Source organism: Phocaeicola sp. GP0067, from assembly GCF_031119655.1.
Taxonomy (GTDB): domain Bacteria; phylum Bacteroidota; class Bacteroidia; order Bacteroidales; family Bacteroidaceae; genus Phocaeicola; species Phocaeicola vulgatus.
In genome coordinates this window covers 20,844-35,361 of record NZ_JAVHZY010000003.1, presented here as the reverse complement: position 1 = coordinate 35,361, position 14,518 = coordinate 20,844, and the positions used below count along the sequence as shown (strand labels likewise).

The window sequence follows — 14,518 nt, the reverse complement described above, 5'->3', positions numbered from 1 at the left end:
TCCCTAAAAGAAAAATTATCGGTAATTATGAGGTTATCCCTCCTTGTCAACATGTTCCGCTCCGTATCCATATTCCAGAGGGGGTCCTTCGCGTGGAAAGGCCTTCCTGTTTCACTCCCCAACTTGTACGTGTATTATACGGCATCCACTTTTACAAGTTGTGGAGTTTTTTATATTCGTCACGAAAGTTTGCAGGAGATGTCTCTGATTTCTTTTTGAAGAATTTCCCGAAGGATGACTGGTCTGAAAAGCCTAATTGTTCAGAAATCTCCTTTACAGTCAGATCCGTAAAGACCAGCAGGCGTCTGGCATCCGTATAAAGTGCTTCCGCTATATAATTATTCACTGTTTTTCCAGAAACCTGACGTATCACTCTTGACAGGTAGGTCTGGGATACGTGAAGGGAGTCGGCATAGAACTGAAGTTCATGTTCTTTCCTGTAATTCTCAGCCAACAACTTTCTAAAAAGACGGAACAAAGCATCGGAACGCCTGACTCGTCCGGCAGGATGTACATTTTGGCTGTGGAAGATTTCCGTTATTTGCAGTAACAGGAAATTGACCAGCGAGCCAGCCATTTCCGCAGGATGGTCGGAGGTAAGGTAGTGGGACATCAGGTCCAGCGTTTTGCGTATATGTCCGGTATCGCTGTCCTCCAGCCGTAAAACATATGTCGTATGGCTGCTGTTATAAAGCTGTTTGTATACATAGTTTCCTATGGACAGGGAGTCAAAAAAGAAAGGCTCCATGCATAGACCACATGTACCGAAGTCGGAACTTTTTTTCATTAACTCTATAGACATTCTTGGAGCGACAAGAAGCATGTCCCCCTTTCCTACAATATAGGAATGACAGTCAACTACAAATTCTGCCGTTCCGGTTTCCACCAGTATATAAAAGAAAGCACCGGCACGGAACATCTCATTATTGTACTTGTCTAAAAAAAACTCAATGTTCAGGATATAAACTCCTTTATTGTATGTGGTGGCTGTCTGCATTTCCCGCACCAGAGCCGACAATTTTTCTTTCGTATGTTCCATAAACACTAACTATTTCTATATATTTTTTAAATGACCATTTCATCTGTAAACTCGGATAAAAGCCTGACATCCAATGAGCGGATATGGAAAAGGGCAGCAAGATACAAAGAAAAGAGCAGATATACAAAAAACCGAACTATACATGAAGCAATATGTGTAAGTGTTGGAAAATGATGGCACCGGCACCATCAGAAAGATGTCGGGCTGCAAAAAGTGTTGTAATTAACCAGGTTTTGTTCTTTTAAGAACAAGAAGGTCTAGCATAAGCTTACTACCTTTGCAATCAGTAAACCGAGATGGAGGTCTGTGCATGCCGCTATCTCAATTTGTTTAACTATAAAAATATAAAGTAATGAGTAGTATTAAACCTATCAGAGATCCTAAGACGGATCATTTGCTGACACCGGAAAACTCCGCATTGTTAGTCATCGATTATCAGCCCATACAGGTTCATTCCATAGCTTCCATGGACAGACGGGAACTGGTGGAAAATATATCCAATGTCTGCCGTGTGGCCAAAGGGTTCAATGTCCCTGTTATTTTGACTACTGTGAATGTTGCCACCGGTCTTAACCAGCCTACTATCCCCCAGATAAAGAAGGCCCTTCCGGGGCAGCCTGAGATTGACAGGACTTCTGTCAATTCATGGGAAGACAAGGAGTTCCAGGAAGCAGTCAAGGCACTGGGCAGAAAGAAACTTGTGGTTTGTGCGCTATGGACAGAGGTCTGTCTCTGTTTTCCAGCCTTGGATCTTTTGAAAGAGGGCTATGAAGTATATACTATTGTTGACGCTGTCGGCGGAACATCCAGGCTGGCTCATGAAACGGCCCTCAGACGGATGGAGCAGGCCGGAGTTCGGCTGACTTCCGTAACCCAGTATATCTGTGAACTGCAAAGGGACTGGAACCGCAAAGAAACCGTTCCTGTTTTCTTCCAAGGGCTGTTGGATAACGGATCTTTTTTTGTGGAAACACTCAAAGAAAAATAGTATAACAGACAAAAAAAGCATCCAGTTATAAAAGAATGAAAACGGATGTTATCCTTTGTATAAAAGAATAACATCCGCCTTCCTGAAATATCCAGTTTATGAAAAATATTTTATTGTTCCTATTGTTTATGACAGCCGCTAGTATCAATGCGCAGACAGTCATGTGGACTGACGATCCCGAACATACCCGTATCGGTTTTGAAGTGAAGCATGCGGGGCTCTCCTTTGTCAGCGGATATTTCTCAGACTTTGACATTACCGTAAGGCAGAAGAATGGTGATTGCACGAATACGGATATCCGGGTGGAAGTCCGGACGGCAAGTGTGAGCACAGGAGTGGAAGCCAGAAATAAACATCTGCGCTCATCCGATTTCTTTGATGTGGAGAGATTCCCCATGATGGTGTTTAAAAGTACGGAAATGAAGATGCTCGGTACAGATAAAGGGGAGATATATGGAGAGCTCACTCTCCACGGAATTACTAAAAAGGTGCGGTTTGACGTGATGTTAATTGGCAGAAAGGAAAGTCCGGTGTCCGGTAAAGAGACGGCAGGTTTTCGGCTCCAGGGTGTGATCAGATGCTCGGACTTCCAACTAGGTTCCAAATATATTCCGACTATGATCTCGGATAACGTACATGTTGTCGTCGACTGTGAATTCTCACCAAGGCAGGGTGAATTGGATATATAGTCAAAAGCAGACGGCATCTGTATCAGAAATATTTGGCGATACCAACTTAATTATATATTCCGGAGAAAATCCGCTTCGGGATAATTATATTCTACAAACCATTCTTTCATGGATTGAAAAACAATTAATATTAAAATGACAACAATATGAAAAAAAGAAAAGTGACACGGATTGTGAGAGGAAGAAAGACTGTTGACGGGGCAGGTGTACATCTGCGCCGGATATTGGGAGAGCAGACGGTGGTGGACTTTGACCCGTTTCTGATGCTTGACGGTTTTGACTCCACCAATCCGCAGGATTATATAAAGGGATTTCCCTGGCATCCACATCGCGGAATAGAGACCATAACCTATCTTGTCAGCGGAACAATGGAGCATGAGGACAGCCTGGGAAACAAAGGGGTGATCCAGTCCATGGGATGCCAATGGATGACAGCCGGTTCAGGAATACTCCACAAGGAGATGCCGCAGCCATCAGAAAGGATGCTCGGATGCCAACTGTGGGTCAATTTACCTGCTGCAAAAAAAATGGTTCCACCAGCATATAGGGACATTGCTCCGGATGACATCCCGGTGGTGATGTCCGACAAGGCAACCGTCCGGATCTTATCAGGCAGCCACCGGGGGATACGGGGGACTCTGGACAATTCGTATGTTCAGATAACATATTTGGATGTAACTTTGCCCGCTGACGCCTCATGGAAGTACAACGAAGCACGCGATGATGAAAACCTATTTCTCTATTTGCTGGAAGGCTCGCTTTTCCCCGAAGTGAGACAGCAATCTGCGGAAAGTAAGGGTTGTGCCATATTATATTCTGTTCCCGTTCCTGGAGAAGATACGGACGAACCGGTAGAGGTGAAAGCCGGACCGGAAGGCGCACGTTTCCTTTTGTTGTCGGCTCCTCCCCTGAAAGAACCTATTGTCTGGGGAGGTCCCATAGTGATGAATAGCCGGGAGGAACTGGAGGAAGCTTTTAGAGAATTAAGAAATGGAACATTCATCAAATAAACGGCATTATTTTACTGAGGCAACCGTCTCCCCCGGATGAACGGATATAAAATGTATGGTAGGCTTATGACGGCTGTGGTTATATTCCATGCCGTTGCCGACCATATAAAAAAAACGAAAAATACCTATTTGTAGGTATTGTGTGAAGCTATATAATCCACTATCTTTGTAATATGGATGGAATAATGAAAAATAGAACAGCCGTAGCATACCTGCTGTTACTGAGCATGATGCCTTTCTTTTTTGTGAAAGCCTTTCATGTTCATAAGGAGCGTGCATGTATTCATGACGGGCAACAGTTCCCTCATCACGATTCAGCAGATAAATGTGCTATCTGTCTTTTCACTTTATCCTTATTTACCGAAGCGGAAAGTTTGGAGTACACCCATACCTTGACTGTAAAGCCTGTTAAATATCTTATTTTGGAGGAGCAGGGCGTCACTGCTACAATTCTCCTTTTGTCTCTTCGCGCTCCTCCTGTCCGAATGTCATAATTCTCTATGGATTACATGCACTATGTGATGACATGTAAAGGGCTCTTATGCCTATTGACTATCCTGAACAATTTATAACGCTTTTATAAAATATGACATTTCATGCATATTTCCGATATGTGTGTCTGTTCCTTACCTGTCTGTATATGGCATTTTCTGCACATATGCATGCACAGGAATACCGGCAACGATCAGACACAACCAGGACCCTGCTGATTATAGACGGGGAAAACGGAAACCCTATTGAAGGAGCCGGTGTATTAGCCGGCGGGCAGGTGCTTGTCAGCTTATCCGAAGGAACGGTAACTATTCCTTCAAGGAATTCCGCAGATACAGTCCTTGTACAGAGTCTGGGGTATAAATCTCAATATATATCCTTGAAGGATGTGTTTAAAAGAAAGAACACCTATACGATACGTCTTTCTCCGGAAATGACGACATTGGGGGAAGTCATCATTATCGGTGAACGTTCCGGAATAACCCGGAATGCAGTGAGCGGGCAAATCCCATCCCCTGCAATCAATCATGCGTTGGGGACCTCCCTGGGTGCCCTGCTCGAACAGGTCAGTGGTGTAAGCTCCATCAGTACGGGGACGGCAATAGCCAAACCCGTCATCCAGGGGATGTATGGCAACCGGATATTGATCATCAACAATGGCACCCGCCAGACAGGGCAGCAATGGGGGGCCGATCATGCTCCGGAAGTGGACATGAACGGTAGCAATTCCATCCAGGTGGTGAAAGGATCCGATGCGGTACGGTACGGTTCAGAGGCTTTGGGGGGGATTATTATCATGGAACAGGCCGCCCTGCCTTTCCGGACAAAGTCCTTAAAAGGAAAGGGATCCATGCTTTATGGCAGTAACGGACGCCGTTTTGTCCTTACCGGACAGATGGAGGGAACCTTCCCTTTTCTCCGTGACATTGCCTGGCGTGTACAGGGAACCTGCTCGAATTCAGGAGACCGTTCTACCGCGAACTATCTTCTTAACAATACCGGAACCAGGGAATTGCATACCTCCGCTTCACTCGGCTATGATCATGGCCGTTTAAGAATAGAAGGGTTCTACAGCCGCTTTTACAACCGCATGGGGGTAATGCTCAGTGCCCAGATGGGAAGTGAGGATCTGCTGGCGGAACGTATCCGGCTGGGACGTCCCCTGCATACGGACCCTTTCGCCCGAAGTATCACATATCCATATCAGGAGGTCACCCATCAGACAGCCGTTGGCAAAATAAGATTCAGCATGTGTGATGTTGGAAATCTTTACTGGCAGGGTTCCTGGCAGAAGGATGACCGGCAGGAAAAACGTATCCGCCGCCTGGGATCCGACATCCCGGCTGTTTCCCTGCACTTGTATTCATTTCAAAACTCCCTCCGGTGGAAGTGGAATTATAATTCATGGCAAACGGAGATTGGGGGACAAATCATGTTCATAGACAATCACAGCCGGGCAGGGACAGGTGTTGTTCCTGTTATTCCCAATTACACGGAGACACAGGCAGGAATATATGGCATTGGAAAGTATAATTACAGCAAGGGAGGAGTTGAAGCGGGTGTTCGCTTTGACGGGCAGGAAACCCGTGCCAGCGGCTATGACTGGACTGGAAATCCCTATGGGGGAACAAGAAAGTTCAATAACATATCATACAGTCTGGGAGCCCATCACCTTTTTTCCGGACACTGGAAACTTACCACCAATTTCGGGATGGCCTGGAGGGCCCCCCACGTGTATGAGCTGTACAGCAATGGGAATGAACTCGGATCAGGAATGTTTGTCAGAGGGGATTCGGTCATGAATTCCGAAAGAAGCTATAAATGGATATCCTCTATCAGTTACAGTGGCAAGGTGTTCAGCGTCCATGCGGACGGTTATCTGCAATGGATAAGCGGTTATATCTATGATGAGCCCCAAAAAGAGAACATTACTGTCATTTCAGGGGCATATCCTATATTCCAATACAGGCAGACCCCGGCTTTCTTCCGCGGAATGGATTTTGACTTTCACTTCATGCCTGCAGATTCATGGGATTACCATCTGACCGCCTCCTTTATACGGGCAAACGAACGGACAACAGGAAATTATCTTCCCTATATCCCCCCTTTCCGTCTCAACCATGAGCTTTCATGGAACCACAGAACCCGGTCGCATTTCCGGTTGCGTCTGGGTGTCCGGCACCGTTTCGTGGCAAAACAGACCCGGTTTGACCCGGATACGGATCTTATCCCGTACACTCCTCCGGCATACCATCTTTTTGGAGCCGATGTGGATCTGGAATGTCCCGTAAGATGTGGACACATATTACGGTTCATGATATCGGTAGACAACATTCTGAACAAAGAATATAAAGAATACACCAACCGTTCGCGTTACTATGCGCACGACATGGGGCGCGATGTGCGTTGCGGAGTGAGTTGGAGCTTTTGACTTATAACGAGACATAATCAACAAACCTATTTAATTACAAGTAAAATGAAAACAAATGTATGTAAAATCGCATTAATGCTCCTGATGGGGGCATCTTTTACCTTATTATTTAATTCATGCAGCAAAGATCCTGTGATTCCTGAAAATGAGACAAAAAACAAATTGCATGAAGATCCTTCCAAAATGACAATCCGTCTTGTGGAATGCCACTTGCATGCAGATTGGAATGAAATACAGAAAGTCGGTGGTCCTCATCAGAATCCGGAATCTCCAGCCAGACACATGAAACGTATTCAAGAAATAACCTACGAACTGAAGACCGGTCAGGGCTGGACACTTGCCGAAGGCAGTCAAAACAAGTTCTACGTACAGAAAAACGGAGAATATAAAAATGGAGACAACTTTACTCCAGCCCCTATTTATCTGATGTTTATTTATTACTACAATAGTAAGGGAGAGTTGATGAATAACCAGTTTATAGAAAATGGACAGGATAAAATACATCAACATTTCTTTACACCAGAAAATGTAAAACCCACCTTTGACGGGCAGCCGGAAGCTGATGACAATGATCCGCAAAAATTAGTGGACTATCTTTATGTAGATACTACCCCTTGGGACAAGACCAGACATGACAAGGAGGCTGAAATAACAGGAGGAAGCAATCCTGTCGGGTTGAAAGGTGTCATCCGTTTTTTGAAAGATCGTAAGGAATTTGACTTGAAAATTCGTCTTTATCACGGTTACAAATCCAAGACCAATCCGGAAACTGGTACTTTTGATCCGTTCTACAAGCCTTCCGGAATATTGATCCAGCGTGGCACATGGGATATCAACTTAAGTATTCCTATAGTGGTATTCTGGAGTCGTGATGAATATCTTGACATAGAACCGGATGCAGATGTTAACCAAATCGAAGAAGATAGTCTTGATGAAGAAAGCAACCGTACCGTGCATTCCATTATGAAAACCTTCAACCTTACATGGAAAGAAGCGCTTGAGGAATTCATAACTTATACCTATAAGGCGGGAGATACTGAAGGAGGGGCTATCTGGCTATAGGTCTCTTGTAAGGAGTATAACCACAACAGATTGATTTAAAGATTTATAATATTTAATTTATTAAACATTCGGAATTATGAGATTTAACAGATTCAATCTTTTATTGGTAGCAACAGCCATAATAACGTCAATGTCAGGCTGTACCGGATCACAGAAGAGAACTACACAACAGGAAAAAGAAAGCGCTACTATGGCCACCACTACAGTCAATACCAAAAATAAGAATTTTTATGGGACTTATGAGGGCACATTACCCTGCGCCGATTGCAGTGGTATCAGGACAACACTGAAAATCAACAGTGATACAACCTACGAACTGCGGAGTGAATATTTGGGAAGGAAGGATGGCGTCTTTGAAGAAAGTGGCATTTATAACATTGTGGGTGAAAACATCATAGAACTGGTAACTCCCTCTTCCGGGAAGAAGACATTCTATAAAATTCTCGATGGTTCAGTCGCGTTGTCCGACAGTCTGGGAGCGCTCAACGGCAGTGAATTGGCTGAACATTATATTTTGAAAAGACAATAAAGGATACTGCATAATTGCATCCGGAGCTAATGATGAAGAATTGACCGCATATCCTGCCCAATCAGTTCTTCATCTTTTTTCTGTTTTTATAAATCAAGATGGGACATACCCTAAAGAAAGAACAGTCCGCACGAACGGCTGCATGTCATTAAACACTCAAGGATATCGGATTGAAAACGAATGTGGTGGAATATGCTGTAATATATCCTTAGGAAACAGTATTGGCAGTCAGATTTCAGCAGACACCGAGTATCAGAATACAATATCTTAATTAGGGGCTATCATTGCCTATTTCTGTTTTATTATATGGTCTTTAGTATGTTTAGAGGAAGAGAATAAACGATTTCATGTTCTTTTCTAAAAACAAACGAGTCCCAAAGGACTCGTTTGTAGTGTTAGCATACAAATGAACGGAGCATGTTTTGTCTCACGACAAAAACATTCGCAATCAGTCAAAAATTAAATATCCGATGAACATCAGGTCACTACATGTTAAATCTTAAACCGACTAAAGGAAAGTCCATGCATAGGGGATACATACAGGACTTTCCTGGAATTACTACAACATGTAAACACTGCCAAAAAACAGGTTGGGAAATTTTGTTTCACAACAAAGTTCTTGATAATCCCGTTCTGTCTTGAGATTTAAATGACTGTTTAACTATTTGATCTGTACAAAGATAATACAAATAAAAGTAATTGGTATTGATTTTTATTGTCCTTATCCGAGAATAACAACATATTGTCTGTTATTTATAATAAACAATAAGGAACACGGCGTCGGGATTATATACTTCATGTCATGATGAGTTTTTTAGCTCTCTTACATTATTTATCATAACATCTGGTATAGTATTGCAAATATAAATGCACATCAAGAATACGTTATGATTTCCATCGATTATCAACAGGCTCATAAAATTTTGGAAAACATTCAAAGAGACTCTGATAACGGTTGCAAAATATGCACATAATTTTATTTCTCACTGCCGCTTGTGAATCACTCATTGTCAAGCCTATTCTAAAGACGGACAAAAGGTGATGTTGAGGATAAAAGCCTCCTATCAGAATACATTTATCCACAGTCCTGTTTCCTATTTGATGCCGATCCATATTATTTTCATGTAAAGAGACCAGATATGCTATGAAATATTACAAATAGAACCCTCCGGACTGGAGTTTCAGGTTAAATACACCGCACGTATCAAATTTAATAAAATTGGTGGAACATGCCTTGTGAGAAAGACTGTTCCACCCCAATAAACAAGACTTTATTGGTTCTTCTTAATGAACTTCATATTGATCAGCCGGCTTTCCCCACCGGATGTATATTCGCTCTTCCCCCATAGAATAAACCCTCTGGTTATGACAGGACTACCAGCATCATCTTGCCAAGTTTCATCAATTACCCCATCAGGAATCATTGTGAATTCAATATTTTTTTTGTCACCATTCCACCGGCTCATCACACCGAATCTGCTATCAGGCCACAGCTGTCCTCTACCTTGTCCTTCCCACGCAGCCAACCATACATCCTGACCGTCTGCTTTTTGAAGGAACTGTGATTTGATGGCTATTCCCGGTTGTCCGGAATCAAACAGGACAGTAATGTCAAAAGCCAGCCCTTTAAGAACAAAGGTTCTTCCTGCCTCCTTTTCAACCAATTTCACATCTGTTCTGAGTTTCTCAGAACCAACCCATCTGGTATATTCCAATGTATAGTTTCCGGGAATCAATTCGTAAGAAAGAGGTGGTGCCACCTGTCTGAACACCACTTCTTTATTATAATAAGTGCCGGCTGTGATATTTACCGTACAGGAACGTGTATCATCGTATATTCCTAATGCGGCTGATTTAAAATAAATAGAATCATCCTTGATTTCATAAGAGAGCCATGAAGGGTCAACACCCGTTATTTTATATTCCTGATCTGTTTTCCATAAAAAGCCCTTGCTTCCCCCATGCTCTTGAAAATCATATGAATAAACATCTACAATGGATATGATACCCAGCTGTGTTATCGGAACCTGCTGAGTTTCATCTCCATAAGTCAGCAGAACCATTGTCGTCCTTGACTCATAACCGGGATTGGCTGAAGCTGTCAGGCGCACCTGGGAACCCGACACCTCGGACGTCAGCCAGGCATCTTTGGAATGTGCCTCCACTCCATCCACATTGGTCTGTATCACAACACTCCCCCCTGTATAATCTATATCTGTATCGGTCCGTACGACCTGAAAGTACTGATTGTCTTCTGTTTCAGTTCCTTTATCCGAGCATGAAAAAAGAAAAAACAATCCGGTCATGAACAAGCTGAATAAAGACAAACTATATTTTTTTTCTTTCATAACATTTCCCTCCTATTTCTTCTTAGTCAGTTTTAAATTCTGAAAACGGGAATCACCATACCCCTTGTATTCTCCACCTGCCGTATTCCACAGTATAAAAGCATCGGCATAGATCCTTTTGCCCCCGACAAACCATTCATATCCATTATCCACCAGCTCAAGGACAAAGTTTTCATCATCCCCGTTCCAGCGGGTAGTGAGACCATAACCAGTGCCCCACGTCAGATTCCCCAACTGCGAGCACCATATGGCCAGCCGTATATCCGGAGAGGTTTTCAACTGCTGGCTGTTCAGTTCCAGCGCTCCCTTCTTGGAATTATAAGTAAGCCTTACATCAAAAGGAAGCCCTTTCATCAGAATACCTCCATTGGGCTGTTTGCTGATAGAAACATCCGTTTTCTTACCGGTATAAGACAATGCATATTCACCCAGGAGCTGTTCTTCCCTCAAGCCCAAAGGATCGGCAATCAATTCCAGTCGCGTGGTTCCATCAAGACTGGAAAATGTCTTTTCATCAGCATTCCATACAAGTTTCTCCACTCTCTGTCCGTCAAGTTCTATTGGCGCATACAGTCTGACTCCCTTGTCGGTAAACATAAAGGAAAATTTTGTCTGCTTGTCTCCTTGGGTAAGCATGAAATATTGGGAAGTTATCACATCACCCGTGACAGGCTTACCTGCAAAGGTGCCTTTCAATCCGCTGACTGCGGCAATATTCTGGTAACTCATCCGATTCTCCTTGGCTTTCTGCAGATATACCTCTGCCGGTTCCTTCAAGGCATACATATGTATGGCAGAACCATGCTTTTTCCCATACATTAAAATTTCGGATTCTGTGGCCGAATGTAAAATAAACTCATAGTCTCCCAGAAGTCCTTTTCCCTGCCCGTCACCGTCACTGATATCTGAGTCAGAGAAATAATGGAAGAGCTCATTATAGGTATCAAAATTCAAGGTTGCCCCCATATCCTTCTTCAAGGAATAAAGACTTGTCACCGACTTGCCCACATCATCCGACAAACTGGAAAGAAAAGTGGCATACCCGTCCTGTGAGAAAGAGACGGCCAGGGCATAACCGCCAAAAGCCTGATTGGTGCCTCCGGGAAAATATTCCATAGCCCAGCCGTATTGAGGGGAAGAGAGCAATTCTCTATATTTCAAGATCTCATTTTCTATACGCTGTGATGCAGAACTGTCGAAATAGTCATCAATTTCAGTTTTACAAGACACGAGAGCGCATATACCCAACAGCAGAAAAAGCTGCATATACAATCTATTTTTCATGGTCTTACTTATTGTCATGTTGTAAAATATTAATCAAATTAGCATTATGGATATGACAGCGGTCCGGATGCTGGTCCATCTCCTCCAAGGCATGTGCCCATTGTCCGCGCAACTGTTCTTCCAGCAGTTGGAATGCAGCCTTGGTTGTAGCTCGGCTGTTTGCAGGAACCGGGAGCCATTCGGGCTCCAACAGTTCCATCTGTATCACTTCATTCATCCTGCGGCGCACTACCGCTTTCAGCCGGTCCATATCAATTTTCCAAACCTCAAGCATATACTGCTTCATTATGCCTACTTTCTGGTTCAGTTTGGCACGTCCCTGTTCACCGGCCGCTTCGAATACGGCATTCCACTCCTCATCTGTAAAGGTCACATAACAACATGTGACTTCGGTTATATCCTCTACGGGCATGCTGCCGGCATAATCCGTAATGAATCCAAGACTGGCATAGTCTGCAAGTTCATGCCTGTTGTGCCATCCTGAAGGACGGTAGTCCTCGGCACTGATCAGATTGTATTCCTGCGGATAATTGATATCCTGTTGTAATATATGGGTGAATTCATGATGCATGGTCTTGAAGAACCATTTGTTCATATTAGCAATATCCTTGGGATTCAACCAGTTTGTCATATAGAGAGTGATTTTGAGTCCACCTTCGGCCGTGCCGAGCGTGATTGTTCCATCTCCATTCCATGCGGCCGATCCTACTATGTGCAGGATGGCCGGGGCATGTTTTCTCATAAAGTCTATACCCGCCACCTCCACATAGGATTCCAGCCAGACATGCTTTATGATTTTTGCAAGACGCATGCTTTGCAGAAGATCTGCGGGCGTCAAATTCTTGGAGAAATCAGACTCAATATCCTCCAGGCGATATTTATAGTCAATGTTATATGTTTCCACATAATTGTTGTTCAACCACTTGTCAAACTCACTCTTAACTTCTGAGGAGGTGTCAAAAATACTCTTTGAATGGTCCAGTTCCTCCTGACCGCATGAAGAGAACAGAATCGCAACTGCGATGCCCATTAAAATGTATATCAATTTATTCATTATTTATTTATTCTTTTTTAGGTTATTAATAGAAAATCATCGGGGATTCGCAGGCAGTCCCGCCGCAGTTACCGCTTGTGGTAACTGTATCACTCTCCTAAGATCTCCGGCAGGTAATACAACCGGCTCTTTCTCCTCCACATTATGTACCACTTCTATGCCGAAGCGTCGTACGTCCAACCATCTCAAACCGCTGAATACTGTTTCAATACGCCGTGCGTGCAATACAGCTTGGAGCATTTTTTCTTGCACTCCATCTTCAACGGGGAATGTTGCATTGAATGGTTTTACCAGCAAGAGCCACGGACTCAGTTCCCCTTTGGCAAGAGCCTGCTTGTCGGCCGTTTCTCTGGTCGTATAATAATCAACAATGTCAGAAACTGAAGCCTCTTTCCCCCCTTTCTTGACATACCAGAAAGAGAGGTCCCTTGCCGCATCATCGTACTGCTTCAACATGACATTGGCCTCGGCTCGGCATAACAGCGTTTCATCTGTTGTAAACGCCATCTGCACTACGTGGGGCTGTCCGGTCTGTGCGGTCTCGTTCGTCACCTCGAATATCTCATTGTATTTCGGTTGTGACTTGACAGGATATCCCGAAATGTGGAAAAGCAAGTCAAAATCCGCCAAGGCTTTTCCCCACGGACCACTCGAACGGTAAATCAACAGATTCACTATATTGTCGGAGTTTCCGTACCGTTGGGTTGTATAGTTTCGTCCCCATCTGGACCGCAATGCTACCAAAAGCAGGTTGGCCGGCTCATCCTTGCTGATAAACCTGTCGCGCCATTCACCCGATTGTGTCAGTATTGTATAACTTTTCAAGTTTCGCAGAGAAGAGGAAGGATCCTCATCAATAGCAGCTCCAGCATATGACAAAGCCTGTTCATGTTTGCCATAAAACAGATAAAAACGACATGCAAAAGCCGCTGCGGCCCTTTTGTTGAAATGATAGAGAGGAACCGCATAAGAGTTGTCATTAATCAAAGGAAAGCCTTCTTCTATATCACGGGCAATCTTTTCATATACGGAAGCGACCGTTCCTCTGTCATACTGTTTTCCGATAACTGTCTCAGGCTCTTCCACATAAGGAATTCCCATATCAGAACTTGCAGAACTTTTACAATACGGCTGACAGAATGTGTTGACCAACAAGAAGTGAGCATAAGCCCTGCATAAAAGAGCCTCTCCCCTTTGCGGGCCATTCCCTAGGTCAGGTCCGAGTTTCCTGATAGCATCCAAGGCCTGGTTGGCTGCTGCAATCGCACCGTAACAACTGTTCCACAACGCTTCGGGGGCATCCCAATCCGTCTCACTGATGTCTTCCCAAAAATAATTCTCGACAATCATACGTTCCGGTTCTCCAAACCTGCGGCCGTTATCCATCACATTATCTGTACGATGTTCATAAATCATCATCGGATCGACATTGGGATAGGCCGATACCAAAAGTTCACTGATCTTCTGATTGCTGTTGATCTCGGCCCGCTTATCAGGCATCTTGTCCAAAAAATCGTCACAGGAAATTATGACAGACAATGCGGCGAGCATACAAACCATATAATATACTTTTCTCATTTGAAAATCGATTT

Annotated in this window: 12 protein-coding genes; 7 read left to right on the top strand and 5 right to left on the bottom strand. The window is 43.8% G+C overall.

Annotation, left to right across the window (positions count from 1 at the left end; genetic code table 11):
* Positions 1 to 151: 151 nt before the first annotated feature.
* A complete protein-coding gene (locus RE317_RS03290; RefSeq protein WP_151849439.1) occupies positions 152 to 1,039 on the bottom strand; it encodes an AraC family transcriptional regulator in 888 nt (295 codons plus the stop codon).
* 352 nt (positions 1,040 to 1,391) lie between these two features.
* Here RE317_RS03290 and RE317_RS03285 point away from each other — a divergent pair, with 352 nt between their 5' ends.
* The 7 genes from RE317_RS03285 to RE317_RS03255 all read left to right on the top strand — a co-directional run bounded on the left by RE317_RS03285 (position 1,392) and on the right by RE317_RS03255 (position 8,240).
* Positions 1,392 to 2,027: a hydrolase gene (locus RE317_RS03285; RefSeq protein ID WP_060386377.1), complete on the top strand. Its 636-nt coding sequence runs from the start codon at positions 1,392 to 1,394 to the stop codon at positions 2,025 to 2,027.
* 98 nt (positions 2,028 to 2,125) lie between these two features.
* Positions 2,126 to 2,716 carry a YceI family protein gene (locus RE317_RS03280; RefSeq protein WP_060386378.1) on the top strand — a complete coding sequence of 197 codons (591 nt, stop codon included), beginning with the start codon at positions 2,126 to 2,128 and terminating at the stop codon, positions 2,714 to 2,716.
* 146 nt (positions 2,717 to 2,862) lie between these two features.
* Positions 2,863 to 3,726 (top strand): pirin family protein, encoded by an 864-nt coding sequence (locus RE317_RS03275; RefSeq protein WP_060386379.1) that lies wholly within the window; start codon positions 2,863 to 2,865, stop codon positions 3,724 to 3,726.
* A gap of 185 nt (positions 3,727 to 3,911) precedes the next feature.
* A complete protein-coding gene (locus RE317_RS03270) occupies positions 3,912 to 4,220 on the top strand; it encodes a hypothetical protein (protein ID WP_195399624.1) in 309 nt (102 codons plus the stop codon).
* A gap of 92 nt (positions 4,221 to 4,312) precedes the next feature.
* Positions 4,313 to 6,649, top strand: a complete 2,337-nt coding sequence (locus RE317_RS03265; protein ID WP_303266146.1) for a TonB-dependent receptor domain-containing protein — start codon at positions 4,313 to 4,315, stop codon at positions 6,647 to 6,649.
* Positions 6,650 to 6,694: 45 nt separating this feature from the next.
* Positions 6,695 to 7,711, top strand: a complete 1,017-nt coding sequence (locus tag RE317_RS03260; protein WP_008781907.1) for a hypothetical protein — start codon at positions 6,695 to 6,697, stop codon at positions 7,709 to 7,711.
* 76 nt (positions 7,712 to 7,787) lie between these two features.
* Positions 7,788 to 8,240, top strand: coding sequence for a copper resistance protein NlpE (locus tag RE317_RS03255; protein WP_151849442.1), 453 nt, complete (start codon positions 7,788 to 7,790; stop codon positions 8,238 to 8,240).
* Positions 8,241 to 9,511: 1,271 nt separating this feature from the next.
* On the opposite strand, the gene RE317_RS03250 is transcribed toward RE317_RS03255, so the two are convergent.
* Genes RE317_RS03250 through RE317_RS03235 form a run of 4 tightly spaced genes read right to left on the bottom strand, consistent with a single transcriptional unit; the run spans position 9,512 to position 14,504 of the window.
* Entirely contained in the window at positions 9,512 to 10,588 is a 1,077-nt protein-coding gene (locus RE317_RS03250; RefSeq protein WP_303266145.1) for a BACON domain-containing protein, read from the bottom strand.
* Positions 10,589 to 10,600: 12 nt separating this feature from the next.
* The gene (locus RE317_RS03245; protein WP_303266144.1) at positions 10,601 to 11,872 is read right to left on the bottom strand and encodes a DUF4302 domain-containing protein; all 1,272 of its coding nucleotides are present in this window, start codon (positions 11,870 to 11,872) and stop codon (positions 10,601 to 10,603) included.
* Positions 11,873 to 11,876: 4 nt separating this feature from the next.
* Positions 11,877 to 12,926: a putative zinc-binding metallopeptidase gene (locus tag RE317_RS03240; RefSeq protein WP_151849445.1), complete on the bottom strand. Its 1,050-nt coding sequence runs from the start codon at positions 12,924 to 12,926 to the stop codon at positions 11,877 to 11,879.
* Positions 12,927 to 12,962: 36 nt separating this feature from the next.
* Positions 12,963 to 14,504 carry a RagB/SusD family nutrient uptake outer membrane protein gene (locus RE317_RS03235; RefSeq protein ID WP_234168298.1) on the bottom strand — a complete coding sequence of 514 codons (1,542 nt, stop codon included), beginning with the start codon at positions 14,502 to 14,504 and terminating at the stop codon, positions 12,963 to 12,965.
* Positions 14,505 to 14,518 lie beyond the last annotated feature (14 nt).

What these genes read in the sequence shown, in the direction of transcription:
- RE317_RS03260 (WP_008781907.1), top strand. Translation starts at nt 6,695, where the DNA reads ATGAAAACAAATGTATGTAAAATCGCATTAATGCTCCTGATGGGGGCA.
- RE317_RS03290 (WP_151849439.1), bottom strand. Translation starts at nt 1,039, where the DNA reads ATGGAACATACGAAAGAAAAATTGTCGGCTCTGGTGCGGGAAATGCAG.
- RE317_RS03240 (WP_151849445.1), bottom strand. Translation starts at nt 12,926, where the DNA reads ATGAATAAATTGATATACATTTTAATGGGCATCGCAGTTGCGATTCTG.
- RE317_RS03250 (WP_303266145.1), bottom strand. Translation starts at nt 10,588, where the DNA reads ATGAAAGAAAAAAAATATAGTTTGTCTTTATTCAGCTTGTTCATGACC.
- RE317_RS03265 (WP_303266146.1), top strand. Translation starts at nt 4,313, where the DNA reads ATGACATTTCATGCATATTTCCGATATGTGTGTCTGTTCCTTACCTGT.
- RE317_RS03275 (WP_060386379.1), top strand. Translation starts at nt 2,863, where the DNA reads ATGAAAAAAAGAAAAGTGACACGGATTGTGAGAGGAAGAAAGACTGTT.
- RE317_RS03255 (WP_151849442.1), top strand. Translation starts at nt 7,788, where the DNA reads ATGAGATTTAACAGATTCAATCTTTTATTGGTAGCAACAGCCATAATA.
- RE317_RS03280 (WP_060386378.1), top strand. Translation starts at nt 2,126, where the DNA reads ATGAAAAATATTTTATTGTTCCTATTGTTTATGACAGCCGCTAGTATC.
- RE317_RS03270 (WP_195399624.1), top strand. Translation starts at nt 3,912, where the DNA reads ATGAAAAATAGAACAGCCGTAGCATACCTGCTGTTACTGAGCATGATG.
- RE317_RS03285 (WP_060386377.1), top strand. Translation starts at nt 1,392, where the DNA reads ATGAGTAGTATTAAACCTATCAGAGATCCTAAGACGGATCATTTGCTG.
- RE317_RS03235 (WP_234168298.1), bottom strand. Translation starts at nt 14,504, where the DNA reads ATGAGAAAAGTATATTATATGGTTTGTATGCTCGCCGCATTGTCTGTC.
- RE317_RS03245 (WP_303266144.1), bottom strand. Translation starts at nt 11,872, where the DNA reads ATGAAAAATAGATTGTATATGCAGCTTTTTCTGCTGTTGGGTATATGC.